We start from the raw sequence: 23644 nt of genomic DNA on the forward strand, positions 1-23644 counted from the left end.
TACCGGCCTGTCACGCCGGGGGTCGCGGGTTCGAGTCCCGTCCGCTGCGCCATATCTGCTTCAAGGACCACTGAACGCCTTGAAGCACAAAGCAAGCCACAGGCAGCTTTGATCCGATAGCAAAGACCCTGGTCGAAAGACCGGGGTTTTTTGTTTCCGGGATTTGATCCTGAGATCACCTTGATCAGCAATGTGGGGGCGGGAGTTATGTGGGAGCAACTGACTTGATGATCGATCGTTCCCACGCGTGGGAACAATCAAATGTGGCAAGCTGTCGAGCCCCGGCGAGGCTGCGAAGGCAGTGGGTCAGGCGGTATCTGTGTCGGCTGTGCCGCCGTCTTCGCAGCGATGCGGCGACCCGACAAGCCAGCTCCCACATTGGTTCTCTATCGTTGGTGAGAAAGTGCTCGATGCGATGGCCCTGCTGATAGAGTTTCTTTGGCCACTGGCAACCTCTGTGGGAGCTGGCTTGCCTGCGATGGCATCACCGCAGTGTGACTAACACACCAAGGTTTCTGCATCGCGGGCAAACCACGCAACCCCCGTCCCAGGGTATGTTGGGGTCAGAAGCCCAGCTTATCGCGCAGTCCGTAGTACCAGGCTCCCAGCGCCGCAAACGGCGTGCGCAACAGTTGCCCGCCCGGGAACGGGTAGTGCGGCAGGTCGGCAAACGCATCAAAACGCTCTGCCTGGCCTTTGAGAGCCTCCGACAATACCTTGCCTGCCAGGTGTGTGTACGTCACGCCATGGCCGCTGCATCCCTGTGAGTAATAGATGTTGTCGCCCAGGCGGCCGACCTGCGGCAAGCGCGACAGGGTCAGCAGGAAATTACCGGTCCACGCGTAGTCGATCTTCACGTCCTTGAGTTGCGGGAACGCCTTGAGCATCTTCGGTCGGATGATCGCTTCGATATTCGCCGGATCGCGCGCGCCATACACCACACCGCCACCGAAGATCAGGCGCTTGTCGGCCGTGAGGCGGTAGTAGTCGAGCAGGTAGTTGCAGTCTTCCACGCAATAATCCTGCGGGAGCAGGGTCTTGGCCAGTTCATCGCCCAACGGCGCAGTAGTGATGACTTGCGTGCCGCAAGGCATCGACTTGGCCGCCAGCTCCGGCACCAGGTTGCCCAGGTAGGCATTGCCCGCGACGATGATGAACTTGGCCCTGACCTTGCCCTCGGCGGTGTGCACCACCGGGTTGGCGCCGCGCTCGATGCGCACCGCCGCCGATTGCTCGTAGATCGTGCCACCCAGGGACTCCACTGCCGCCGCTTCACCCAGCGCCAGGTTAAGCGGATGGATATGCCCGCCGCTCATGTCGAGCAGGCCGCCGACATAGTTGTCACAGGCCACCACCTCGCGAATGCGGCGTTCGTCGAGCAGTTCCAGTTGTGTGTGACCAAAGCGTTCCCAGAGGCGCTTCTGCGATTCCAGATGGCCCATGTGCTTGCTGTTAAGCGCTGCGAATACGCCACCGTCCTTCAGGTCGCACTGGATCTGATATTTGGCCACACGCTCGCGGATGATCCTGCCACCTTCGAACGCCATCTGCCCCAGCAACTGCGCCTGTTGCGGTCCGACGCTGCGCTCGATGACGTCGATATCACGGCTGTAGCTGTTGACGATCTGTCCGCCATTGCGGCCTGACGCGCCGAAACCCACCTTGGCGGCTTCCAGCACCGTCACGCGAAAACCGCTTTCCAGCAGGAACAGCGCGCTGGAGAGGCCGGTATAGCCAGCGCCGATGACGCACACATCGGTTTCAACCTCGCCTTGCAACGCCGGGCGTGGCGGCACCGCATTCGCGGATGCGGCGTAATAGGACTGGGGGTAGGGGGTGTTCGCCATCCTGGAACCTCTGTTTTATATTTTTTACGAGTGGCCCGATCCTACCTGAGTTGAAAATTGCCCGCCAGCCACCCGAAAAACACGGATGCACCTGCCGCAAATAAAAAATTCGCATATTCATAGGGTTAGCTGCAAAAAAGATGTTGACACCCCTCCGGAATTCCGTAGAATTCCGCCTCACAGCAGGCACGTAGCTCAGTTGGTTAGAGCACCACCTTGACATGGTGGGGGTCGTTGGTTCGAGTCCAATCGCGCCTACCAAACAAAATCCGCTCTGCTGGGCGGTCTGGAAGGGCTCACCGAAAGGTGGGCCCTTTTTTGTTGCCTGCGATTTGCAAGACAGTCATTCATTCTTCGCGAGTGATGTCGTGCATGGCTGAGTATCGTTCTGTCCCGGGGGAGGTCATGACGGTGTGCGGTATCAAAGACTAGTTTTCTGGCGCCTCTCTGGGTTTATTTTTGAGTTACAAGACGTTGATGGGGAGCGCTTTTAACCTCTGCTCCAACTCACCGCGTCTGCGTCACCTTCTTCAAAAACCTCGGCTGATCAGGATCGCGCCCGCGTGCCACGGCTAGTTGTGCGGCGTTCAGGTAAAAGCCCTGGATCATCGTGAACGGCTCCAGCAGTGGATGCGCGGTCGACACACTGGGCAGTAGCCCTTTGCAGGGGGTGCCGCGTGGCGCCACGACCAGTACCCGGGCACCGCGCGCGCGCATTTCGTCGGCGAACGCCAGGGTGCCGGGTTGTTCCGGACCGGACGGGGCGAAGACCAGCACGGGGTAGCCGGCTTCGATGATTTCCATGGGGCCGTGGCGCACTTCGGCGCTGGAAAATGCTTCGGCCTGGATGCCGGCGGTTTCCTTGAGCTTGAGGGCGGCCTCCTGGGCGATGGGCAGCGCGGCGCCTCGGCCGATGACGATCATTTTGTCGGCATTCGCCAGCACTTCGAGCATTGGCGCCCAGTCGCCAGCGGCGACGTCGCGCAGTTGCCCGGGCAGCTGTTGCAGGGCTGCGCTCAGGCCATTATCGAGGTCCAGCGCGTTGGCCAGATGGGCCACCACTTGCGCGCCGGCCATCAACATTGCCATGTAGCTTTTGGTGGCGGCCACGCTCTGCTCGTGGCCTGCGGGCAGCAGCACGGCATGATCGCTGGCAGCGGCCAGCGGCGAGTTGTCGGTGTTGACCAATGCCACCGACTGCGCGCCGCGCTGTTGCAGGTAGCGGACGCTGTCGATCAGGTCGGGGCTTTTGCCGGACTGGGAAAATGCCGCCACCCAGGTTTTTTTCAAGCGCAGCGGTGGCTGCTGCAAGCTGACCAGTGACAGCGGGATCGACAGGCTGGGCAGGCCGATCTGGCTCATCAGCGCATAGCCGAAATACGCCGCGGCGTGGTCCGAACTGCCCCGCGCCACGGTGATCACCAGCTCGGGTAGTGCCTGCGCCCATTGTTGGCTCAGGGTGCGCAGGGTCTGGTCATCGTCGAGCATGCGTTGCACGATCGACGGGATGGACAGGGTCTCACTCAACATGAACGACATGTTTGACTCCAGTAGCGTCAAGGGATTCGCCGGCGGCGAGCACTTGGTGGGCAATTGCGTTCAGCCCTGCTGCCTCCATGGCCATGCTCAAGGCGCCCCAGAGCGGCGCATCGTGGGTGAAATGGGCGGCAACGATGTCGGGCGGGAAGGGCACCACGCGCTGGATCAACTGCTCGATGACCGGCGCCAGTGTCGCCGCCTGACGGTACAGGCCGCCGCCGATGGCGATGCGCTCGACATCCAGGGCCACCGCCAGGTTGGCCACCTGCACCGTGCAGGCGGCGATACGCCGTTGCAGCGCCAGATTCACGACCGGGTCGGCGCTGGCGAACAGGTCCAGCGCCTGGTTGCCGTGCCCGAGCAGGTCGCTGGCCAATTGACCGAGGGCATTGCCCGAGAACAGTTCTTCCAGCGGCGCGTGGCCGTTCTGGTAAGTGGCCCATTGCTCGGGCTGCGCCGGATCGAGAAAGGGCGACAACAGGTAACCGATCTCCATGGCCGCGCCGTTGTGCCCGCGTACCAGCTTGCCATTGATAATGGCGGCGGCGGACAGGCCGGTGCCGAGGTTCAGGTAGAGCCCATTGTCGATGCCTGCCAGCGAACCCCAGCGGACTTCCGCCAGGGCGCCGGCCTTCACGTCGTTGTCGAGGTTCACGGCGATGTTGCCGAAGGCTTGGGCGATCAGCGCCTGCAAGTCCAGGCCCTCAAAGTCCGGTGTGTTGGGCGCCATCAGCAAAGCAGGGCCACGCACCACCCCGGGGAACACCGCGGCCACGCTCAGGACCTGGGCGTTGTCGAACTCGGCCACGCAATCGCGTGCCGCGCACAGGATACGTTCCAGCGCGGGTACGCCGGACAGGCCGTCGGAGTGGGTCGCCAGGATCCGCGTATTCATGCGCTGGCGGGCGGTGTCGTAGCAGGCGACCTGGGTCTTGGTGCCGCCCACATCGATGGCCAGCAACACGCCTCGCCGGGGTGTCGCAGCGCCCGTTGATTCCAAAGGTTCGTGCATTGCATTGATCACTTATTGAAAGGCCACAGCCGTTGGATGCGTGCCCAGAACAGATAGGCCACGCTGCCCGCCAGTACCCACACCAGCGACCACTGGATCGGGTAGGCGCCGGGCGCATTGTGGTTGGACGCCAGATAGATATAGACCCAACCCAGCAGCGCAATCACGGCAGGAATGGGGTAAAGCCACATTTTGTAAGGCCGTGCCAGGTGCGGCTTGGTTTTGCGCAGCACCAGCAACGACACGATCTGCGCAACGGACTGCACCAGGATCATCACAGTGGTCAGCAGTTGGATCAGCGTGTTCAGGTCGGTCAGGCGCCCGATCATGAACCCCACTGACGTCAGCAGCCCCATGCTCAGGATGCCCCAGGTGGGGAACGCGTGCTTGGGGTGGGTCTGGCTGAAGGCGTTGAAGAACACCTTGTCCTTCGCCGCTTCGAACGGCACGCGCGAGCCGCCCAGCAAGCCGGCGAATACCGAGGCGACAGCGGTGATCAGGATCAGCACGGTGACGATGCCGGCGGCGGTATTGCCCCAGGTTTCGCTGAGCACCACCGAGGCCACGGATTTGTAGGCGGCGGAGTCGGGATCGAGCATGCGGTGCCAATCCACCACGCCCAGCACGCTCACTTGCATCACCAGGTAGATCGCGAGGATGCCGATGATCGACAGAATGATCGACTTGGGAATCACCCGACCCGGCTGTTCGACTTCACCGGCCAGGTACGCCGAGGTGTTGTAGCCCAGGTAGTCATAGATGCCGATGGTCAGGCCGCCGGCCATGCCGAACCAGAAGCCGCTGTCGGCCAGGTTGAACGCGCCTTCGGGAAAGGTGAACGCCAGGTCGGCGTGGAAGTTCGACAGGGCGGCGGCGATCAGCGCGCCGATGCTCACCAGCATGATCACCCACAGCACGATGCTCAATTTGGCGATGGATTCGATCTTGCGCCAGAGCATGGCGACGATCAGCCAGATCACTGCCAGACCGATCAGGTTGCCGGCGGTAGGGCTCATGTCCGGCCAGAACCAGGTCAGGTATTGCACGAAACCGATGATGCCGGTGGACATGATCAGCGGAATAAACAACATCGCCGTCCACACGAACAGGAAAGGCAACAGCTTGCCGGTGCGTTTGCCGAACGCTTCACGCAGGTACACATAGGTACCGCCGGCTCCCGGCAACGACGCGCCGAGTTCGGCCCAGACCAGGCCGTCGCACAGCGCCAGCAACGCGCCGAGGATCCAACCCAGGTAGGCCTGGGGACCGCCCATGATCACGATCATGGCCGGGATGGTGATGAAGGGCCCCACGCCGCACATCTGGCTCATGTTCAGGGTGATGGCGGGGAAAAGGCCGATCTTGCGCTTGCCGTTGGGCAAATCCGGATCGACGGGTGTCAGCGTACTCATGGGGACGACCTCTTGTTCGGGCGACAGAAGCGAAGGGCAGTCAGCAAGGGGCATTCCGTGCCATCGAGGGTTCTGTCGACCCGTCATTGTTGTTATGGGACGTAACCGGTGTTCGCATTGGCTGCGGGACCGAGGCGCCTAGAAAACCACAGCACAAGTATTAATTCAACTTGATTTAATTAATCAAGGGCACGGATGATCGCCCCATGAAAAGTCCCCGGATCCAACGCACTGTCACCACCGGCACCAATGCCGAACACGCCCGCTTGCATAACCGCCGGGTAGTTCTCGAAGCCATCCGTCAGAACGGCCGCTTGACCCGCGCCGACCTCACGCGGCTGACGTCGCTGACGGCGCAGACCATTTCCAACATCGTCACCGAGTTGCAGGACGAAGGCATCTTGCTGGCCCACGCTGCCGAAAAGGGCGGGCGCGGCCAGCCGCCGGTACCCTTGTCGCTGAACCCTGAGGGCGGGTATTCGATTGGCATTCATGTGGAACAACACCGCATCATTGGTGTGCTGCTTGACCTGCTGGGCGAGACGGTGGGGCAGGTCAACCTGACAGTCAGCTATCCGACGTTCGAGCAGGCGCTGCCGCTGATGCTCGACACCGTGAACGGCTTTCGGCAGCAACGCCCGGCAGGGCGTTTCCTCGGCGTTGGCGTTGCCTTGCCCGGCCCGTTCAGTGTCGAAGGCATGACCGCAGTGGGTCCTACGGCAATGTCTGGGTGGGATGACCCGAACATCCCACAGCACCTGCAGCACGCCATCGGCCTACCGGTGCTGATCGAAAACGACGCCACCGCCGCCACCATGGGCGAGCGTCTGTATGGCCTTGCCAGCGACTTGAACCATTTTGTGCATTTGTTTATCGGCAGTGGGCTGGGCGCGGGCTTGTACCTGGATAACCGACTGTATTCCGGGCATTGGCACAACGCTGGTGAGATCGGTCACATGACGGTCATCCCGGGCGGCAAGACCTGCTATTGCGGCAATCAGGGTTGCCTGGAGCGTTACATCTCGATTGCCGCGTTGCTGGAACACCTGGGCTATCCCACCGAACATGACCTGCATGCCTGGGACGCCGAGGACCCGGCGCTCAACCAGTCCATCGAGCGCTGGCTGGACGAGGCCGCGCCAGCACTGCGCCAGGCCATCAACATTCTCGAGTCGGTGCTCGACCCGCAGACCATCCTGATCAGCGGCTTTCTGCCCGAGGCGTTGTTGGCCCGCCTGATCTCCCGGTTGGAGCCGCTGAGCCGTTCAATCAGCAGCCGCTCCGACCGCCGCTACCCGCGCATTCAAATGGGGACCGCCGGCCACGATGCGGTAGCGTTGGGGGCGGCGGCGTTGATGATCCTTGCGGAAATCAGCCCGGACTACGAGGCGCTGCTCAAGCCGGAGTAGGCCGGGCAAGTTTCAGTTGACCACCGTGATCGCGCCGATCGCAATGGCGACGACCAGCATCACCAAGACCGTGCCCACCGTCCATTTCAGCGATACGCGCTGGTTGTCGCCGTAGTCGATGTCCAGCAGCCCGCACAGCAGATAGGTCGACGCCACCAGCGGGCTGAGCAGGTGCACCGGTTGACCGATCAATGAGGCGATCGCCATTTCCTGCCCGTCGATCCCGTAATGCGCAGCGGTCTGTGCCCAGATGGGCAGCACGCCGAAGTAGAAGGCATCGTTGGACAACACGTAAGTGAACGGCATGCTCAGCAGCGCGGTAATCACCGACAGGTAGGGGCCGGACTGCTGCGGGAGGATTTCGATAAGGTTGTCGGAAATCGCCTTGACCATACCCGTACCGCTCATGATGCCGACAAAGATACCCGCCGCGAAAATCAGCAGGCTCACCGCCATGACGTTTTCCGCGTGCCGCGCGATCACTTCTTTCTGCTGCTTGAGGGACGGGAAGTTCACCAGGCACGCCAGGCCGAAAGCGATCATGAACAGAATCGGCAACGGCATCAGGTTGATCATCATGCAGGTGATCAGCGCCACGGTCAGTGCCACGTTGAACAGGAAGCGCGGGTCGTTCAGACGAACATGGGCGTAGCCCTTGAGTACCTCGTCGGCACTGATGTTCACCACGCCCAGGCGACGAAACTCCATGCGGCCCAGCCACCACGCCGCGAACAACACCCAAATGCCGCCGGCCAGCATGATCGGCACCATGGCGATGAACAGCTCGGTGATGTCCACATGCATTGCACCGGCGGCGCGGGAAAACGGCCCGCCCCAGGGCAGGATATTCATCACGCCGATGGCCATCAGCAGTACGGTGGCCATCACCTGCAGGCGAATGCCGGTCAGACGGTACAGCGGCAGGAAGGCAGCGGTGGCGATGATATACGTGGTGGCGCCATCGCCATCCAGGCCCACGCACAGGCCCAGCACGGCGGTGCCTACCACGATCTTGCGCGGGTCGCCCTTGACCAGGCGCAGGATCACTTTGATCAGCGGGTTGAACAGGCCGGCGTCGGTCATCATGCAGAAATACAGGATGGCGAACGTCAGCATGATGCCGGTGGGTGCCAGCATCTTCAGGCCGTCGTACATCATGCCGCCCAACTGCGGCGCGAAGCCCGCGAGGCTACCAAAGACAATCGGTACCAACAGCAGCGCCACCAGGGGCGACAGGCGCTTGCTCATGATCAGGTACATGAAGCAAACGATCATGGCGTAGCTCAGGAATATCAGCATGGGTATACCTTGTGGCGATCTTGTTGTTGTTCTATCAGATAGAACGCTATGCTTTCTGACAGAACAAATGTCGAGGTTAATTTCCTTGGTGTCAACTGAAGATTTTGCGTCCCTACCGTTGTTCAACCGGTGGAGCGCCTGTGTAGTCCGCGTAGGTTGCGCGGATAGGCGAAGGCGTTGACAGCTAAAAATTTGGCGATCATTATTTATTTCAGAACAGTGTTCTGTTGGATAGAACAATTATGAATCGACCGCAAAAGGCCCGGTGATGACCCCTGAAAAACCCATCGACATTCTGATCAGCGAAGTCGGCCCCCGCGACGGCCTGCAAAGCGTCAAGACCACTCTGCCGACCGAGTTGAAACTGCAGTGGCTGACCGCGCTGGCCGACAGCGGCCTGAGGGAAATCGAGATTGGTTCCTTCGTGTCGCCCAAGCTGTTGCCGCAAATGGCCGATGCCGCACAACTGGTGGTGCATATGCGTCAGCGTCCCGAGGTGTTCGTCACCGCGCTGGTGCCCAACCTCAAGGGGGCGCAGGCGGCGTTCGACGCCGGGGTGCAGAAAGTCACCCTGCCGATTTCCGTCAGTGAACCCCATTCCCTGAGCAATATTCGCAAGACCCATCTCCAGGTGTTCGAAGAAGTGCGCGCGGTGGTCGCGTTGCGTAACCAGCACTTTCCCCAGGTGGAGATCGAGGCAGGGTTGTCCACGGTGTTCGGCTGCACGATCCAGGGCGAGGTGCCCGAAGACGATGTCATCACCATGGCCTTGCGCATGGCCGAACTGGGCGTAGATGAAGTGGGGCTGGCGGACACTGTCGGCTATGCGAACCCGACTCAGGTGCGACGCGTGTTCACCCGCCTGCGCACTGAAATCGGCAGCAAGGCCGGCAGTGCGCACTTCCACAACACCCGGGGGCAGGGCCTGGCGAATGTGCTGGCGGCGCTGGATGTGGGGGTCACTACGTTTGATGCGTCGCTCGGTGGCCTGGGCGGCTGCCCGTATGCACCGGGCGCGTCGGGCAATATCGTCACCGAAGATCTGGTTTACCTGCTGGAGTCCATGGGCCTGCGCACCGGGGTAAACATCGACAAGCTGGTGGCTGCGCGCGAATGGCTCAAGCGCGGTTTGCCGGGCGAGCCGCTCTACGGGTTTATCCCCGACGCCGGCGTTGGCAAGAATTTCCATTACGCCGGAGGTGCCCGATGAACGCGTCGAATCAACCCGACCTGGGCCTGCCACTGGCCGGGATCCGGGTGATCGAGTTTGTGCACATGGTCATGGGCCCAACCTGCGGGCTGGTGCTGGCGGACCTCGGCGCGGAGGTGATCAAGGTGGAGCCGGTGGCCGAAGGCGATAATACCCGCCGGCTGACCGGCTCGGGTGCCGGTTACTGGATGACCTACAACCGCAACAAGAAAAGCTTCGCCGTGGACATCAAGAGCGAGGAGGGCATGGCGGCGGTGCGCAAGCTGATCGAGAGCGCCGATGTGGTCACCGAGAACTTCCGGCCCGGGGCCATGGATAAACTGGGCCTGGGCTTTGAGCAGGTGAAGGCGATCAAGCCCGACATCATCTACAGCTCGATGAAGGGCTTTCTGCCCGGCCCCTACGAACACCGCACCGCGCTGGATGAAGTGGTACAGATGATGTCCGGCCTGGCCTACATGACCGGGCCCGAAGGCCGGCCATTGCGTGCGGGGGCCTCGGTGAACGACGTGATGGGCGGCATGTTCAGCGCCATCTCGATCCTGGCCGCGCTGTGGCAACGCAAGGCCACGGGGCAGGGGCAATTTGTGCAGACCGGTCTGTTCGAGAACTCGGCGTTCCTGGTGGGGCAGCACATGATGCAAATGGCGACCACCGGCAAACCGGCGGCGCCGATGCCCAGCCGCTTGTCGGCCTGGGCGATCTACGACGTGTTCAACACCGCCGATGACCAGCAGGTGTTCATGGGCGTGGTGAGCGACAGCCAATGGCAGAGTTTCTGCGAGGTGTTTGGTTTCGCCCAATTGGGCAGCGACCCGGAACTGGCCCGCAACACCCAGCGGGTGCATGCGCGCGCGCGGATCCTGCCGTGGGTGCGCGAGCGCCTGGCCGGCCTGGACAAGGGGGTGATCATGGCGCTGTGCGAGCAGGCAGGCTTACCGTTTTCGCCGATCCAGCGCCCGGAAGACCTGTTTGACGATGCGCACCTGAACGCGTCCGGTGGCCTGGCACACCTGGTTCTGGAAAACGGTGATGAGGTGAAAGTACCGATGCTGCCTTTCGAAATGAATGGCCGGCGGTTCGATACGCGCCTGAATGTGCCAGCGCTGGGCAGCCATTCCCACGAAGTGCTCGAACAGCTCGGCTACAGCGTCGATGAGGTCGACGCGCTGCGCATGCGCGGGGTGGTTCGCTAGGGCGGCTGAAAAAGGGTATGTTACGGCCACCGAGCGTGACCCGCGCCTTGTCGCGACGGCATGAAGCCGTCGCCACCGCGGGCGATGAATACACAATGAGTGGCCATGAGTAACGAACCGCAAACCAGCCTTCCCGCCGAGGGCGGCGTCGCCGCCGTCGACCGTGCCTTTGCCATCCTTGCCGCTTTCGATCAGGAAAGCCTGAGCCTGGCGGAGATCGCACGGCGCACGGGCCTGTACAAAAGCACGATCCTGCGCCTGATCACGTCCCTGGAAAAAGCCGGTTTCGTGCGGCGCCTGAGTGATGGCCAATACTCGGTCGGGCCGGAACCGTTGCGTTTGTCGCAGCTGTATCAAGCGTCGTTCCGCTTGCGGGATGTGATTCATCCGCTGCTTGAGGCGATCACTGAGGAAAGTGGCGAAACGTCCTCGTTCTACGTGTATGAAAACGGCAGCCGTGTCGTATTGTTTCGGGTCGAACCCAAGCGTGCGGTGCGGGTGTCGGTACTCGAAGGCGCACGCTTCCCCCTGCATGCCGGCGCTTCCGGCAAAGTGCTGCGGGCATTCTCGCGCCAGGGTGACGCGGCACTGGAGCAGGAGCGTGAGCAACTCTGGGCCTGTTCGTTCGGCGAGCGCGACCCGGAGACCACGGCGGTGTCGGTCCCGGTATTTGCCATGGGCGGCGAATTGAAAGGGGCGCTGACCTTGTCGGGGCCTTCCGACCGCTTGCTCAAAGAGCATGTCCCTCACGTTGCCTCGATTCTGTTGCGCAATGCCATCATTGCCACCAGTGCTTTGGGAGGCAACAGCCGCGAACTGCGTGCGGCCCTGGACAACCTCAACCGCAGCTGACCCCCTTTTTGCGCCGGTTTTTCCGGCGCCTCTCGCTCACAAGATTTATTGGTGTGCAGCAACAATTTTTCTTGTTGGACACCTCCCGCCTGCAGGCAGCAAAGTTGCCGCCACTGACGCTCGACCTTCCGGGTCAACAATAAAAAACCGAGCCGACTGCACGCCCCATTTACGTTGTGAACCCCTTTGTTCACGTCCTGCCGTAATGGCGCCGCAGCGCGCACTCAAGGACCTTTTCGCCATGCAGACTGTTGTGAACCTATGGCCGCTGATCGGCGTGCTTGTGATCGTCGTTGGCTTTGTCTTGCGCTTCAATCCGTTGCTTGTCGTCACTGCTGCCGCCATTGCCACCGGGCTGGCCGCGCATTTCCCGCTGGAAAAGATCCTCGCCACCATGGGCGATGGTTTCCTTCAGACCCGTGCCCTGCAATTGATCTTGCTGTTGCCCCTGGCGGTCATTGGCCTGCTGGAGCGTCACGGGCTGCGCTTGCATGCGCAAAACTGGATCGCGCGTTTCGAGCGGGCCACGGTCGGACGCTTGTTGATCATGTACCTGTTCGTGCGCGAATCCACAGCAGCCATGGGCTTGACCAGCCTGGGCGGACATCCGCAGATGGTGCGCCCGCTGCTGGCGCCGATGGCTGAAGGCGCGGCGGAGAAACGCTTCGGCAAACTACCGGAAAAATTGCGCCACAAGGTGCTGGCCATGTGTGCCGCTACGGACAATGTCGGGCTGTTTTTTGGCGAAGACATTTTCGTCGCCTTTGGTGCGATCGCCCTGATGCACACTTTCCTGTTGGGGTCGGGAATCGATGTCGAGCCGCTGCACATTGCGGTGTGGGGCATTCCCACGGCGATCTGCGCGTTTATCATCCACGCGATTCGCCTGCACCGCTTTGACCGCAGGCTCAACCGTGAGCTGACGCCCGCTGGCGCTCCCGCCGTGGAGGCCGCGCAATGATCATTTCCATTCAATACCTGTACTGGCTGGCCGGTGTGCTGCTACTGATCACCGCCGGCATGATCCTGATGGACCGCACGCACCCCAAGCGTTGGTCCAGCGCGGTGTTCTGGCTGTTGTTCGCGATTCCGTTCCTGATCGGCGAGCGCTTGCCACCGGTGGCGATCGGCGCAGGTGTGGTGGTGATGGCGTTGATCGCCGGCCTGGGTGGCGTGGGCCGTGGTGCGCATGCCGAGCTGCATGACAAGGCGTCCCGCGCCAGCGCTGGCCGTCTGGGGCATAAATTGTTTATCCCGGCGCTGGCCATTCCGCTGACCACCGTGATCGGCTCGGTCTTGCTCAAGCACACCGAAGTCGGGGGTGTGCCACTGCTGGACCCGAAAAACACCACCTTCGTTTCCCTTGGCATCGGTTGCCTGATTGCACTCGGCCTGGCGTGCTGGCTGACTCGCGATACGCCGGTGCAAGCCTTGCGTGAATCCCGGCGCCTGACCGAAGCCCTGGGCTGGGCCATGGTGCTGCCGCAGATGCTGGCGATGCTCGGGTTGCTGTTCAATGAGGCCGGGGTGGGCACCGCCGTGGCGCACGTCACTACTACCTACATCAACCTGGATTTCAAGTTGGTGGCGGTGATGGTGTATGTGCTGGGCATGGCACTGTTCACAGTGATCATGGGCAATGGCTTTGCGGCGTTCCCGGTGATGACCGGCGGCGTCGGTGTGCCGGTGCTGGTCGGTATCTACGGTGGCAACCCGGCAGTGATGGCGGCCATCGGCATGTTCTCCGGCTATTGCGGTACCCTGATGACCCCGATGGCTGCCAACTTCAATATCGTGCCGGCGGCGTTGCTGGAGTTGCCGGACAAGAATGCGGTGATCAAGGCCCAACTGCCGACGGCGTTGATGATGCTGGTGGTCAATATCGTGCTGCTTTACCTGCTGATGTGAGGTCAGGATGCGAACGTTGCTGCTGACGGGCTTCGAGCCCTTTGATCAAGATTCGGTCAACCCCTCGTGGGAAGCCGTACGCTTGTTGGACGGTGTGCAACTGGCCGAGGGTGTGCAGATTGTTGCGCATTGTTTGCCCTGTGCCTTCTCGACAGCAGGGGAGCGCCTGGTTCAATTGATCGACGAACTGCGCCCCTCGATGGTCATTGCGACTGGTCTCGGGCCTGGTCGCAGCGATATCTCCGTGGAGCGGGTGGCGATCAACATCAACGATGCGCGCATTCCCGATAACCTGGGCGAACAGCCCGTCGATACAGCGGTGGTAGCCGGTGGCCCCGCCGCCTACTTCAGCACCTTGCCGATCAAGGCGATGGTCAAGGCGGTGCGTGAGGCAGGGGTTGCGGCGTCGGTTTCACAAACGGCCGGTACCTTCGTGTGCAACCAGGTGTTTTACCGGCTGCAACACCTGCTTGAAGGGACAGGCATACGCAGCGGGTTTATCCATGTGCCGAACTTGCCGGAGCAAGTGGGCCAATCGGCGCGGTCCTCGATGGCGTTGGATACGATGGTCGAAGGTTTGCAGGTGGCCGTGCGGGCAGCCTGGGAAACCGGCGTGGATGTGACTGAAGCGGGCGGGCAGGTCAGTTGATCTGCTGTCAGTCCTCCCGTCGTGGAAAGAACAGTTCGAAACACGTCACGCCCGCTTCGCTGCTCACGCTGTAACGCCCGTTATGCAATTGCATGATGGTGGCCACGATCGACAAGCCCAGCCCGTTGGATTGCGCCGAGCGCTCGCGTGATTCATCCACGCGGTAAAACCGCTCGAACAGTCTTGGCAAATGCTCTGCCGGAATGGTTTCGCCCTGGTTGCTGACCTTCAGGTGAATGCCCTCGGCATCGGGCATAGCCTGGATCAACAGTTCGGAGTCGGCAGCGCCATACTTGATCGCGTTCGCGCACAGGTTCGCCAGGGCGCGACGCAAGAGCATCGGCTCAGCCCAGATCACCCCGTCGCCTTCGGCGAGGATAGTGATGTTCACATCACTTGCCGGGCCCTCGAAGTAATCGGCCATGCGCTCCACCTCATCCGCGGCGTTCAGCTCCTGGCGTTGGCGCAAGGCGCTGGCCGGGTCGGTGCGGGCGAGGAACAGCATGTTGTCGAGCATGCGTGCCAGGCGCTCCAGTTCTTCGACGTTGGACGCCAGCAGTTGCTGATAGCTCTCGATGCTGCGGTTCTGTTGCAGGGCGACCTGGGTTTCCCCCAGCAAGTTGTTGATGGGGGTGCGCAGTTCGTGGGCCATGTCGGTGGACACCTGGCCCAGTTGCACGAACCCTTTGGCGAGGCGTTCGAGCATGGTGTTGAAGGAATCGATCATCGGCAGCAGTTCCTTGGGCGCGCCCTGGCCGTCGAGCCGTTCGGCCAGGTTGCCCACACCGATCCCCCGGGTGTGCCTGGCCAGGCGCCGCAACGGCACCAGCCCGCGATGCACCAGCAGATAACCCACCAGCGCGAGGATGACCGCCGCGATGCTGGCCAGGATAAAGACACTCAGGCGGTAACTGGCGAGCACGGCGGTGCGTTCGGTCATCAGGCGCCCGGTGGTGATTTGCAGGCTGCCGAGGTCACCGGAGTCGATGGAGGCCGCCACCGCGGCGAACGGTATGCCATTCTCACCGGTAAAGTGATGCACATCGGCAAACACCAGCTCGTGGTTCTTCGGCACGGCGGGCACACTCGGCAATTTCATGTTGCTGGGGTTCACCACCAGCAAAGGCGTTTTACCCGGGGCGGCAATGGTCAGTACCGACTCGCGGTTGCCCAGCATGTTCTGGAACAGCTCGGCCTTGGTCTTGATCAATTCCAGGGTGTTGCTGTCGTTGAGCAGGTTGCGCAGTTGGTCGATGCGATAGATCAGCGCAGCGTCGTCGCGCATGACCAGTTCACGTTCAAGCTCGCGGTACAGCGCCACGCCCAGGGTCGCGAGGAGGGCGAAGGCGAGCAGGGCGAAGATCATCGCCAGGCGCAGGGTCAGGGAATAGGGGCGGCGATTGTTCATGGCTGGGTATCGAAGCGGTAGCCAATGCCCCGCACGCTGTGGATCAACTTGAGCTGGAACGGGTCGTCGATCTTCAGGCGCAAGCGCCGTACGGCCACGTCCACCACGTTGGTGTCGCTGTCGAAATTCATGTCCCATACCCGCGAGGCGATCATCGAGCGCGAGAGCACCTGGTCCTGATGGGTGGCGAACAGGTGCAGCAAGGCGAACTCTTTGTTGGTGAGGGTAATGCGTGTTCCGGCGCGGGTGACGCGGCGCTTCAACACATCGATCTGCAGATCGGCGATCTGCAGTTGCTCGTCTTCACGGGTGGGGCCGCGACGAGTGAGGGTGCGCAAACGTGCCACCAGTTCGGCGAACGAGAAGGGCTTGATCAGGTAGTCATCGGCGCCCAGTTCCAGGCCTTTGATGCGGTCGGCGATGTCATCCCGCGCGGTGAGGAACAGCACCGGGGTGTCGGCTTCCTTGCGCAGACGTCGCAGCACTTCCCAGCCATCCATTTTCGGCATCATCACATCCAGCACGATCACGTCGAACGGCGTTTCCAGGGCCTGGTGCAAGCCGTCCACGCCATCGCGGGCCAGGCTCACCGAGTAACCCAGTTCCTGCAGGCCATTGAGCAGGTAATTGCCGGCCTTGGGTTCGTCTTCGACTACGAGAATGTTCATGGGAAGTGCCCTGGTTCTGTACGTGGCGCAAGTGTAGCCCGATCAATTGTCACTGGCGCAACCGATGCCTTGTACCTGGTAGTCCAGCACGTGCTCGCGGCCCTGATGGTCGAGGTAGTTGAGGCGGGCGGGGACGATGCCGCACTGGCCGTAGGTGTCGGTGCTCGACAGCACTTTGTCGATGTCCAGGTGCACGAAGAAGCCGGTCTTGTCGTGGATCACGTTCGTGGCCGGGGTGGTGTCGGCAGCGAAGGCGGAACCGGTGGCGATCAAAGCGGCGAAGCCCAGGGTAAACAGTTTCATGGTGGTCTCTCTCTTTAAGGGGTGGCTGCCAGGTCGTGGCAGTGAGTTCACGTTAACCAGCGGTACCCAACAGCCAACCAACAGGTTCATTACAAGTTCGTCATTCGGGGGATCAAGGCTGGCGACCGGATGCTTCGAGAATCAGGTCGGTGATTTCCTTGGCGTGGGACACCAGCGACAAGTGGCTCGAAGGCAGTTCGATGGTGCTGGCGTTCATGCGCTTGGCGAGGAAGCGTTCCAGGTCCGGGTTGATGGTCTGGTCGTTGCTCGACACGGCGTACCAGGACGGCTTGGTGTGCCAGGCGGCGTTCACGGTGCGACCGCTGAACAGGGTCTTGGCGATCGGCTGCTGCACGGCGAACAGTTGCAGTGCCTTGGTGCGCGGTACGTCGGCGGCGAAATATTTGAGGAAGGCGTCCTGGTTCAGCGTGAGGTAGCCGTCGTGCTCCTCGACACCGGCCCGCACGGGCATGGTCGGGTACTTGGCGGAGAGGGCGACGAAGTCTTCATTGGCATCCGGCGCACGGGCTGCGACGTAGACCAGCGAGCTGACTTTCGGGTTGACCCCGGCGTCGCTGACCACGGTGCCTGCGTAGGAGTGGCCGACCAGCACGGTAGGACCGTCCTGTTGATCCAGCACACGGTTGGTGGCGGCTACGTCGTCAGCCACCGAGGTCAGCGGGTTTTGTACCGCCGTCACATGCAGGCCGGCGGCTTGCAGGCGGGTGATCACTTCGGACCAGCTCGAACCGTCAGCCCATGAGCCGTGTACCAGCACGACGTTGTTGGCTTTGACCGGCGCGACAGTGCCGGCCATGGCGGTGCCGGTGCCCAGCATCAGCAGGCTGGCGGCGATCAGGCAGAGTTTGCTTGCAGGTTTCATGGAGCGGGCCCTTCTCATCTTAAGTGGGAGATTGCGTCAACCGTTGTGGGTGACTGACGCCGCCACTGTATGAAAGGAGGGTGCTGACAACGCTTACAGCTCCATTACAAACCTGTAATGCAATCGCCTCGACGGCGTCCCGGGTGGTCGCGTCGTTTACAAGCACCGACGTGATCCGTAGATTGCATCGAGCCCATCCCGTGTCTCCGCTCAAGAGGAAGCCCAGCAGTGTCCATCCCAGGTTCAGCCGTACTTGCCCAGCGTTACCGTGCCTTTCTGTTCGATATGGACGGGACCCTGCTCAATTCCATCGCCGCCGCCGAGCGGGTGTGGAGCACCTGGGCTGAACGTCATGGCCTGGATGTGCCCGCTTTCCTGAAGACGATTCATGGCGCGCGGGCCATCGACACCATCACCCGCCAGGCTTTGTCCGGTGTCGATCCCGAGGTGGAAGCCCAGTGGATTACCGAGGCGGAAATCAACGATGTGGAGGGGGTGGTGGCCATTCCTGGCGCTGTCGGATTTCTGAGGCAGTTGCCGGACGATCAATGGGCGCTGGTCACTTCGGCACCCCGTGAGTTGGCCTTGCGCCGACTGCAGGCGGCCGGCATCCATCCGCCGGCGGTCCTGGTGACCGCCGAGGATGTGGCCAGTGGCAAGCCCGACCCGGCCTGTTATGTGCTGGGGGCGCAACGCCTGGGCGTGCCGGTGCAGGATTGCCTGGTGTTCGAGGACGCGGGCGTGGGGATCCGTGCCGGGGAGGCGGCGGGTGCGGATGTGATGGTGGTGACGTCAACGCACCTGACGCCCATGGTCACCCGTCACCCCTCGATCGACGGGTACGAGCGGTTACAGGTCAAGCGCGACGAGGACGGCCTGCTGCGGCTGACACGCTGATACCAAACATTTGGACGCCATCATCCTTCGGGTGGCGTCTGTAACCGGTTGCTGCGCATGCCTTGGCGAGACAGCACCATCTCCCGCAGGATTTCATTGGCGAGGCGGGCAATCGCCTCGGCTCCCCGGTAGTGCGCGCGGACAATGCCGGTAATTGCGAAATGGTCGGTTTCCGGGCCACTGAGCATGGCCGAAAGCGTGCCGTCCGCATGCAGCGTGCAAGCAATTGTGTAGCTGGGCAGGCGAGCGGCCAGGGCCGATTCGATTTCGGATTTTGTAAGGGTGTCCATCTGCGCTAGCGCCTTTGACTGACCGTGCAAGCCCAAGCATAGATCTTGCCGCAGGGCTGTAAATACCAGTAATCCGGTAGTGGATTTTGCAGTGTCAGTCATCGCATTGAATGGCGGGACAAGTTTCTGCCGTCAGGGCAGTTTCGTCTTGCCGCGAAGATGAGGCCTTGTTCTGGTGGTTGAAGTGCGAGAGGACGAAAGGTTTTCGCCAGCCGTTACAGTGAACGAAAAGGCTGGCTACTGAGAGGGGTATTAAGGCGTCTGGTTTTTATCCGGGGCAGTCAGACCGGCCTGGATGCGTTGGTAGATTTCCTCGCGATGCACGGCAACACTCTTGGGGGCGTTGATGCCGAGTCGTACTTGATTGCCGTTGACGCCCAGAACGGTGACTATGATGTCTTCACCGATGTTTATGCTTTCACCAAGTTTGCGGGTGAGTATAAGCATGGACTTCTCCTTGATTACTTTTAAGGACACATGTTTCAGACAGGGCAGATGTCAGATGTGTGTAGCTTACTGCTAAGCGCTTCCCTGTGACTGCCTCCTTTAGGACGCATAGAGGCGGCATTAATTCCCATGGCGGCATCATACAGGTCTGCGATACATCATTCGCATTGTTTAAGCGAACGTTTATGACGGCCAGAATAGACAGTGGATGATAAAGTCGCCTCTTTATCCTCAAAGGAGCAGGGCAGTGCGTAAAGTAGCGGTGGCAATTGCGGTGTTGGCGTTGGCCGGTTGCGGTGAAGGAAAGCCGGTCGATGCCCCCAAGGCCAAGCCTGTCGTGACGGATAGCCAGCCCCAGAGCGGTACGATCGCCGCACAGGAATGGGACGTGCGGGTGGGCCCGCCTGACCACAAATTACAGGCGATCACCGACCTCACGGCCTGGTTGCTGGAACATGGTTTCAATTTTTATATCGTAAAAGTCGATGGCAAGGACGAAGTGCTGTTGGGGCCGTTCGCAACCAAGGCTGAAGCCGAAGCCAAGCAGGCGCTGCTCAACGAGAAGATGGCTCGCGCCAAGAAAACCGACACCGAGTCGCAGGTGATCGAGCACAAGGCTGCACAGTAACAGGCGGAATGCGGGCGCAAACCGCGCCCCTGTTCAACCGCAGGCTTTCAGATCCACCGGGCCGACGAACGCATTGCCACGTCCCATCACGCAGGCCACGGTCTGGTTGCGCTGGCGTTCCCAGGCCTGCACGGGATAAGTCTTGTCCCAGGCTTCGTAAAGTTGACGATCCTGTTTCGACAGGCGCAGGCCGTATTGTTTGCTCATATAAAAATACGTTCGCGCGATCATGCCTCGGATGGACGGGCGCGGCATGACCTTCTTGGCCTTGAAGTCCACCTGGGTCAGGCATGAGCCGTATTGCCCACGCTGCACCGGCAACCAGCCAAAACTGAAATTGTTGCGATCGCCGTTGACCTCGCCGATGCTCGGCACCAGGTTATGAAGGTCGGCTTCGGCGCGCTTGAATACCGTGTCATGGCGTGTGCAGTTCTTGCGTCCACCGTCTTGCCAGCATTGGCGCTGGTGCCCGATCTGCCAGGCAGGGACGATATGCTCCCACTCGATACGAGCCGCGCGGTTGGCGTTCTTGCGTGGGACGTAACCGCAGGCTTTCAAGTCCACCCGATTGCCGGTGTATTTGCAGCCGCAATAAAACTCCGTGGATTGTGGCGCGTAGAGTTTCCAGGCGATTTTCTTGGCTTCGCTGAACGTCTGTGGGGCCTGGGCTTGGGCGGTAACGGCAAAAAACATACAACACAGTGCAATGAAACGGGCAGTCATTGAATCAGTCTTCCTTCGGCACAACCCAGAAAATCTGTACGCCACCGTCGTCCCGATAGGCGAGGGTCACGTTGTCGTTCTCCGCAATTTCCTCGAGCAAGCGCTCCCATTCATCCTCAGGCTCGTCGGGTAAACGGAAGAGCAAGGCTGCCTTGGCTTTCTGGGCGTTGGTCGAGTTGATGATCTTTTGCACACGAATGGCCAGGCGCTCGTAGGCATCAGGCGGGGTTGGCGCTACGGAAGAGGACGTTGGCACGGAATATTCCTTAGTAAGCTGTACGTGCATACAGTATTTAACTGTAGGCGATTTCGCAACTGCTTAAAATTCAAGGGATAGGTCTGACAGCAGATTGGGGGCAGGGTGTAGGCAGGAGGCGCATCGGGGGAAGGGGTAGAGGCGGTTGAATCCGCCTCTACCGGTGTTTCTTGAGGAATCAGTATTCCCAGAACATCCGCTGCAGCTCTTTGCTGTCCTGGGTCTTGGTCAGGGCGACCATTGCCAGGATGCGGGCTTTCTGCGGGTTCAGGTCATGGGCGGCGACCCAGTCGTACTTGTCGTCAGGCTGCTCGGCGTTGCGCAGGACGAAACCGCCCGCATTCACGTGGGAGGAGCGAATGATCTGCACGCCCTGTTTGCGCAGTTCCTGCAGGGCCGGTACGACCTTGGACGAAACCGAGCCATTGCCGGTGCCGGCGTGGATGATGGCTTTGGCACCGCCCTGGGCCAGGGCCTTGACGGCGGTGTCGCTCACGTTGCCGTAGCCGTAGGCGATTTCGACGTCTGGCAGGCTCTTGATGGTCTTGATGTCGAACTCCGAATCCAGAGTGTGGCGCTTGGCGGGCAGGCGGAACCAGTAGGATTTACCTTCGACCACCATGCCCAGCGGGCCCCATGGGCTTTTGAACGCTTCGGTCTTGATGTTGATCATCTTGCTGACGTCACGACCCGACTGGATCTCGTCGTTCATGGTCACCAGCACACCCTTGCCGCGTGCATCTTTGCTGCCGGCCACGGCCACGGCGTTGTAGAGATTGAGCATGCCGTCCGCCGACATGGCGGTGCCTGGGCGCATGGAGCCGACGACGATGATCGGTTTGTCGGTTTTTTCCACCAGGTTCAGGAAGTAGGCGGTTTCTTCCAGGGTGTCGGTGCCGTGGGTAATCACGATGCCGTCCACGTCCTTGCTGTCAGCCAACTCAGCCACGCGACGGCCCAGTTGCAGCAGGTTTTCGTTGTTGATGCTCTCGGATGCAATTTGCATCACTTGTTCGCCGCGTACGTTGGCGATCTGGCTAAGCTCAGGAACACCGGCGATCAATTGTTCGATGCCGACCTTGGCCGCCTGGTAAGTGGCACTGTTGGCTGCGCTGGCGCCAGCGCCAGCGATGGTGCCGCCGGTGGCAAGAATCACCACGTTGGACAATTTGGTCTGGGTTTGAGCTTCTTTTGCCTGTGCGGCAACGGGGAACAGCAGCAGGAGGGCTAACGCGCCCGGAACAAAGGACTTCAGTGCAGATTTCATTATTTTTCTCTCTGGTTTTTGATGAGTGCTGTTGCAGGTTCATCTAGAACGCCCGGGCGGTTCTGAACGCCGCGAGGTGCAGTGTGAGAGCAGGATCTGTACCAGTCTGAGGGAACGTGGGGGTTGTATTTAAATTATTGATTTTTAATGTTTATTTTTATTTTTAATCAGGGGCTCGGTACACGGGTGTCCGGCATTCCGAACATTGGGCGACATCCCGTTCGGTCAACCGAAAAAATGATGGAATAACCTTGGGTGATCCGAGCGTAATGGTGCTGACATCTGTCGTTTTAGAGAGTTAGGGAAGTACGCGGTCCGTGGTTGAATTCCTACGACAGGTCTCGGCGGCTGGCGCAAGAGGGCTTTGATGAAAGTCGTTTTTCTACCGTTGACAAATCTCGACAAGGTTCTCATAGTTTGCTTAACGCAAACGTTTGCGAGATGTTTCACGACGCTCTCTTGGCGTATCGTGACCTCTCGTATCAGCCACCCGGGTGGGAGGGCTGCCGAAGTCTCTCGGTGCAAGCGTTGCTCACAATAATCATAAGATCGGAGTGAACCCATGAAGCTGCCATTTGCCGGACGTCTTCTTGCTGTTGCTATGCTTGCTGCCGCATCCGCTGCCCTGCCTCTCTCCTCTGCGTTCGCTGATGACGCCGCCGCCAAGCCCAAGGTCGGTCTGGTCATGAAATCCCTGGCCAACGAATTCTTCGTCACCATGCAGGACGGTGCCAAGACGTATCAGAAAGAACATGCTGCCGACTTCGACATGATCACCAACGGGATCAAGAACGAAACCGATACCAGCGCGCAGATCGACATCGTCAACCAGATGATCCTCGCGAAAGTGAACGCGATTGTCATTGCGCCTGCCGACTCCAAGGCGCTGGTCACCGTACTGAAGAAAGCCTCCGACGCCGGTATCAAGGTCGTCAACATCGACAACCGTCTCGATCCGGACGTGTTGAAAAGCAAGAACCTCGATATTCCCTTCGTAGGCCCTGACAACCGCAAAGGCTCCAAGCTGGTGGGCGATTACCTGGCCAAGCAACTGACGGCGGGTGACAAGGTCGCCATCATCGAAGGCGTGCCGACCACCACCAATGCCCAGCAGCGCACTGCGGGCTACAAGGATGCGATGGATGCGGCTGGCATGAAGATCGTTTCCACCCAATCCGGCAACTGGGAAATCGACCAGGGTCAGAAGGTCGCCTCGGCCATGCTGAGCGAATATCCGGACCTCAAAGCCCTGCTGGCCGGTAACGACAACATGGCCCTGGGTGCGGTCTCTGCCGTGCGTGCGGCAGGCAAGGCGGGCAAAGTGCTTGTGGTCGGCTACGACAACATCGAAGCCATCAAGCCGATGCTGCAGGACGGTCGTGTCCTGGCGACCGCCGATCAGGCGGCTGCCCAGCAAGCCGTGTTCGGTATCCAGAATGCGCTGAAGCTGGTCAAGGGTGAGAAAGTCGATGCCAAGGATGGTGTGATCGAAACGCCGGTCGAACTCGTCCTCAAGAAGTAATCCTGGCAGCACCCAACAG

General features: G+C 60.8%; 24 protein-coding genes and 1 tRNA gene. 11 read left to right on the top strand and 14 right to left on the bottom strand.

All coding sequences use genetic code 11. The features are described 5' to 3' along the window. Positions 1-563: 563 nt before the first annotated feature. Positions 564-1847 carry an NAD(P)/FAD-dependent oxidoreductase gene (locus tag ACW9IN_RS18615; protein WP_457367268.1) on the bottom strand — a complete coding sequence of 428 codons (1284 nt, stop codon included), beginning with the start codon at positions 1845-1847 and terminating at the stop codon, positions 564-566. Positions 1848-2031: 184 nt separating this feature from the next. Here ACW9IN_RS18615 and ACW9IN_RS18620 point away from each other — a divergent pair. Next, positions 2032-2108, top strand: a tRNA-Val gene (locus ACW9IN_RS18620). A 246-nt stretch (positions 2109-2354) separates the two neighbouring features. Here ACW9IN_RS18620 and ACW9IN_RS18625 read toward each other — a convergent pair. From ACW9IN_RS18625 to ACW9IN_RS18635, 3 genes are read right to left on the bottom strand one after another with little or no spacing between them, the layout of a single operon-like run. After that, positions 2355-3386: an SIS domain-containing protein gene (locus ACW9IN_RS18625; RefSeq protein ID WP_457367269.1), complete on the bottom strand. Its 1032-nt coding sequence runs from the start codon at positions 3384-3386 to the stop codon at positions 2355-2357. Beyond that, the gene (locus tag ACW9IN_RS18630) at positions 3367-4398 is read right to left on the bottom strand and encodes an ROK family protein (protein WP_457367270.1); all 1032 of its coding nucleotides are present in this window, start codon (positions 4396-4398) and stop codon (positions 3367-3369) included. Before ACW9IN_RS18630 ends, ACW9IN_RS18625 begins: the two co-directional genes overlap by 20 nt. An 8-nt stretch (positions 4399-4406) precedes the next feature. After that, positions 4407-5810 carry an APC family permease gene (locus ACW9IN_RS18635; protein ID WP_457367271.1) on the bottom strand — a complete coding sequence of 468 codons (1404 nt, stop codon included), beginning with the start codon at positions 5808-5810 and terminating at the stop codon, positions 4407-4409. A 206-nt stretch (positions 5811-6016) separates the two neighbouring features. Between ACW9IN_RS18635 and ACW9IN_RS18640 the strand changes: the two genes are divergently transcribed. Continuing rightward, a complete protein-coding gene (locus ACW9IN_RS18640; protein ID WP_457367272.1) occupies positions 6017-7219 on the top strand; it encodes an ROK family transcriptional regulator in 1203 nt (400 codons plus the stop codon). Between the two features lie 12 nt (positions 7220-7231). On the opposite strand, the gene ACW9IN_RS18645 is transcribed toward ACW9IN_RS18640, so the two are convergent. After that, positions 7232-8518 carry a CitMHS family transporter gene (locus ACW9IN_RS18645; protein WP_457367273.1) on the bottom strand — a complete coding sequence of 429 codons (1287 nt, stop codon included), beginning with the start codon at positions 8516-8518 and terminating at the stop codon, positions 7232-7234. 268 nt (positions 8519-8786) lie between these two features. On the opposite strand from ACW9IN_RS18645, the gene ACW9IN_RS18650 reads away from it, so the two are divergent. The 6 genes from ACW9IN_RS18650 to pcp all read left to right on the top strand — a co-directional run bounded on the left by ACW9IN_RS18650 (position 8787) and on the right by pcp (position 14333). After that, positions 8787-9728 (top strand): hydroxymethylglutaryl-CoA lyase, encoded by a 942-nt coding sequence (locus tag ACW9IN_RS18650; RefSeq protein WP_457367274.1) that lies wholly within the window; start codon positions 8787-8789, stop codon positions 9726-9728. Further along, a complete protein-coding gene (locus ACW9IN_RS18655) occupies positions 9725-10924 on the top strand; it encodes a CaiB/BaiF CoA transferase family protein (RefSeq protein ID WP_457367275.1) in 1200 nt (399 codons plus the stop codon). Before ACW9IN_RS18650 ends, ACW9IN_RS18655 begins: the two co-directional genes overlap by 4 nt. 105 nt (positions 10925-11029) lie before the next feature. Further along, positions 11030-11776 (top strand): IclR family transcriptional regulator, encoded by a 747-nt coding sequence (locus tag ACW9IN_RS18660; protein WP_457367276.1) that lies wholly within the window; start codon positions 11030-11032, stop codon positions 11774-11776. A 241-nt stretch (positions 11777-12017) separates the two neighbouring features. Beyond that, on the top strand, positions 12018-12737 hold the full coding sequence (locus ACW9IN_RS18665; protein ID WP_457367277.1) for a DUF969 domain-containing protein: 720 nt from the start codon (positions 12018-12020) through the stop codon (positions 12735-12737). Beyond that, complete coding sequence (locus ACW9IN_RS18670) at positions 12734-13684, top strand: DUF979 domain-containing protein (protein WP_457367278.1); 951 nt, start codon at positions 12734-12736, stop codon at positions 13682-13684. The genes ACW9IN_RS18665 and ACW9IN_RS18670 overlap by 4 nt, the downstream gene beginning before the upstream one ends. A 7-nt stretch (positions 13685-13691) precedes the next feature. Further along, entirely contained in the window at positions 13692-14333 is a 642-nt protein-coding gene (gene pcp / locus ACW9IN_RS18675; protein WP_457367279.1) for a pyroglutamyl-peptidase I, read from the top strand. Between the two features lie 7 nt (positions 14334-14340). On the opposite strand, the gene ACW9IN_RS18680 is transcribed toward pcp, so the two are convergent. The 4 genes from ACW9IN_RS18680 to ACW9IN_RS18695 form a co-directional block, all read right to left on the bottom strand. Beyond that, positions 14341-15741 carry a heavy metal sensor histidine kinase gene (locus ACW9IN_RS18680; protein WP_457367280.1) on the bottom strand — a complete coding sequence of 467 codons (1401 nt, stop codon included), beginning with the start codon at positions 15739-15741 and terminating at the stop codon, positions 14341-14343. Next, positions 15738-16409 carry a heavy metal response regulator transcription factor gene (locus ACW9IN_RS18685; RefSeq protein ID WP_457367281.1) on the bottom strand — a complete coding sequence of 224 codons (672 nt, stop codon included), beginning with the start codon at positions 16407-16409 and terminating at the stop codon, positions 15738-15740. The genes ACW9IN_RS18680 and ACW9IN_RS18685 overlap by 4 nt, the downstream gene beginning before the upstream one ends. 42 nt (positions 16410-16451) lie before the next feature. Further along, entirely contained in the window at positions 16452-16712 is a 261-nt protein-coding gene (locus tag ACW9IN_RS18690; protein ID WP_457367282.1) for a DUF2790 domain-containing protein, read from the bottom strand. A gap of 112 nt (positions 16713-16824) precedes the next feature. Further along, a complete protein-coding gene (locus ACW9IN_RS18695) occupies positions 16825-17595 on the bottom strand; it encodes an alpha/beta fold hydrolase (RefSeq protein WP_457367283.1) in 771 nt (256 codons plus the stop codon). A 228-nt stretch (positions 17596-17823) separates the two neighbouring features. On the opposite strand from ACW9IN_RS18695, the gene ACW9IN_RS18700 reads away from it, so the two are divergent. Beyond that, entirely contained in the window at positions 17824-18492 is a 669-nt protein-coding gene (locus tag ACW9IN_RS18700) for an HAD-IA family hydrolase (RefSeq protein ID WP_457367284.1), read from the top strand. A gap of 20 nt (positions 18493-18512) precedes the next feature. On the opposite strand, the gene ACW9IN_RS18705 is transcribed toward ACW9IN_RS18700, so the two are convergent. Further along, on the bottom strand, positions 18513-18782 hold the full coding sequence (locus ACW9IN_RS18705) for a hypothetical protein (RefSeq protein ID WP_457367285.1): 270 nt from the start codon (positions 18780-18782) through the stop codon (positions 18513-18515). A gap of 252 nt (positions 18783-19034) precedes the next feature. Then, positions 19035-19229, bottom strand: coding sequence for a carbon storage regulator CsrA (csrA, locus tag ACW9IN_RS18710; protein ID WP_457367286.1), 195 nt, complete (start codon positions 19227-19229; stop codon positions 19035-19037). 247 nt (positions 19230-19476) lie between these two features. Here csrA and ACW9IN_RS18715 point away from each other — a divergent pair, with 247 nt between their 5' ends. After that, positions 19477-19857, top strand: coding sequence for an SPOR domain-containing protein (locus ACW9IN_RS18715; RefSeq protein WP_457367287.1), 381 nt, complete (start codon positions 19477-19479; stop codon positions 19855-19857). Between the two features lie 33 nt (positions 19858-19890). Here ACW9IN_RS18715 and ACW9IN_RS18720 read toward each other — a convergent pair whose 3' ends face one another. From ACW9IN_RS18720 to ACW9IN_RS18730, 3 genes are all read right to left on the bottom strand, one after another. Next, a complete protein-coding gene (locus tag ACW9IN_RS18720; RefSeq protein ID WP_457367288.1) occupies positions 19891-20580 on the bottom strand; it encodes an endonuclease in 690 nt (229 codons plus the stop codon). Between the two features lie 4 nt (positions 20581-20584). After that, on the bottom strand, positions 20585-20836 hold the full coding sequence (locus ACW9IN_RS18725) for a DUF1654 domain-containing protein (RefSeq protein ID WP_457367289.1): 252 nt from the start codon (positions 20834-20836) through the stop codon (positions 20585-20587). Between the two features lie 178 nt (positions 20837-21014). After that, on the bottom strand, positions 21015-22103 hold the full coding sequence (locus ACW9IN_RS18730; RefSeq protein WP_457367290.1) for an asparaginase: 1089 nt from the start codon (positions 22101-22103) through the stop codon (positions 21015-21017). Between the two features lie 562 nt (positions 22104-22665). Between ACW9IN_RS18730 and ACW9IN_RS18735 the strand changes: the two genes are divergently transcribed. Next, complete coding sequence (locus ACW9IN_RS18735; RefSeq protein ID WP_457367291.1) at positions 22666-23625, top strand: substrate-binding domain-containing protein; 960 nt, start codon at positions 22666-22668, stop codon at positions 23623-23625. Positions 23626-23644 lie beyond the last annotated feature (19 nt).

Source organism: Pseudomonas sp. SDO5271_S396, from assembly GCF_054071795.1.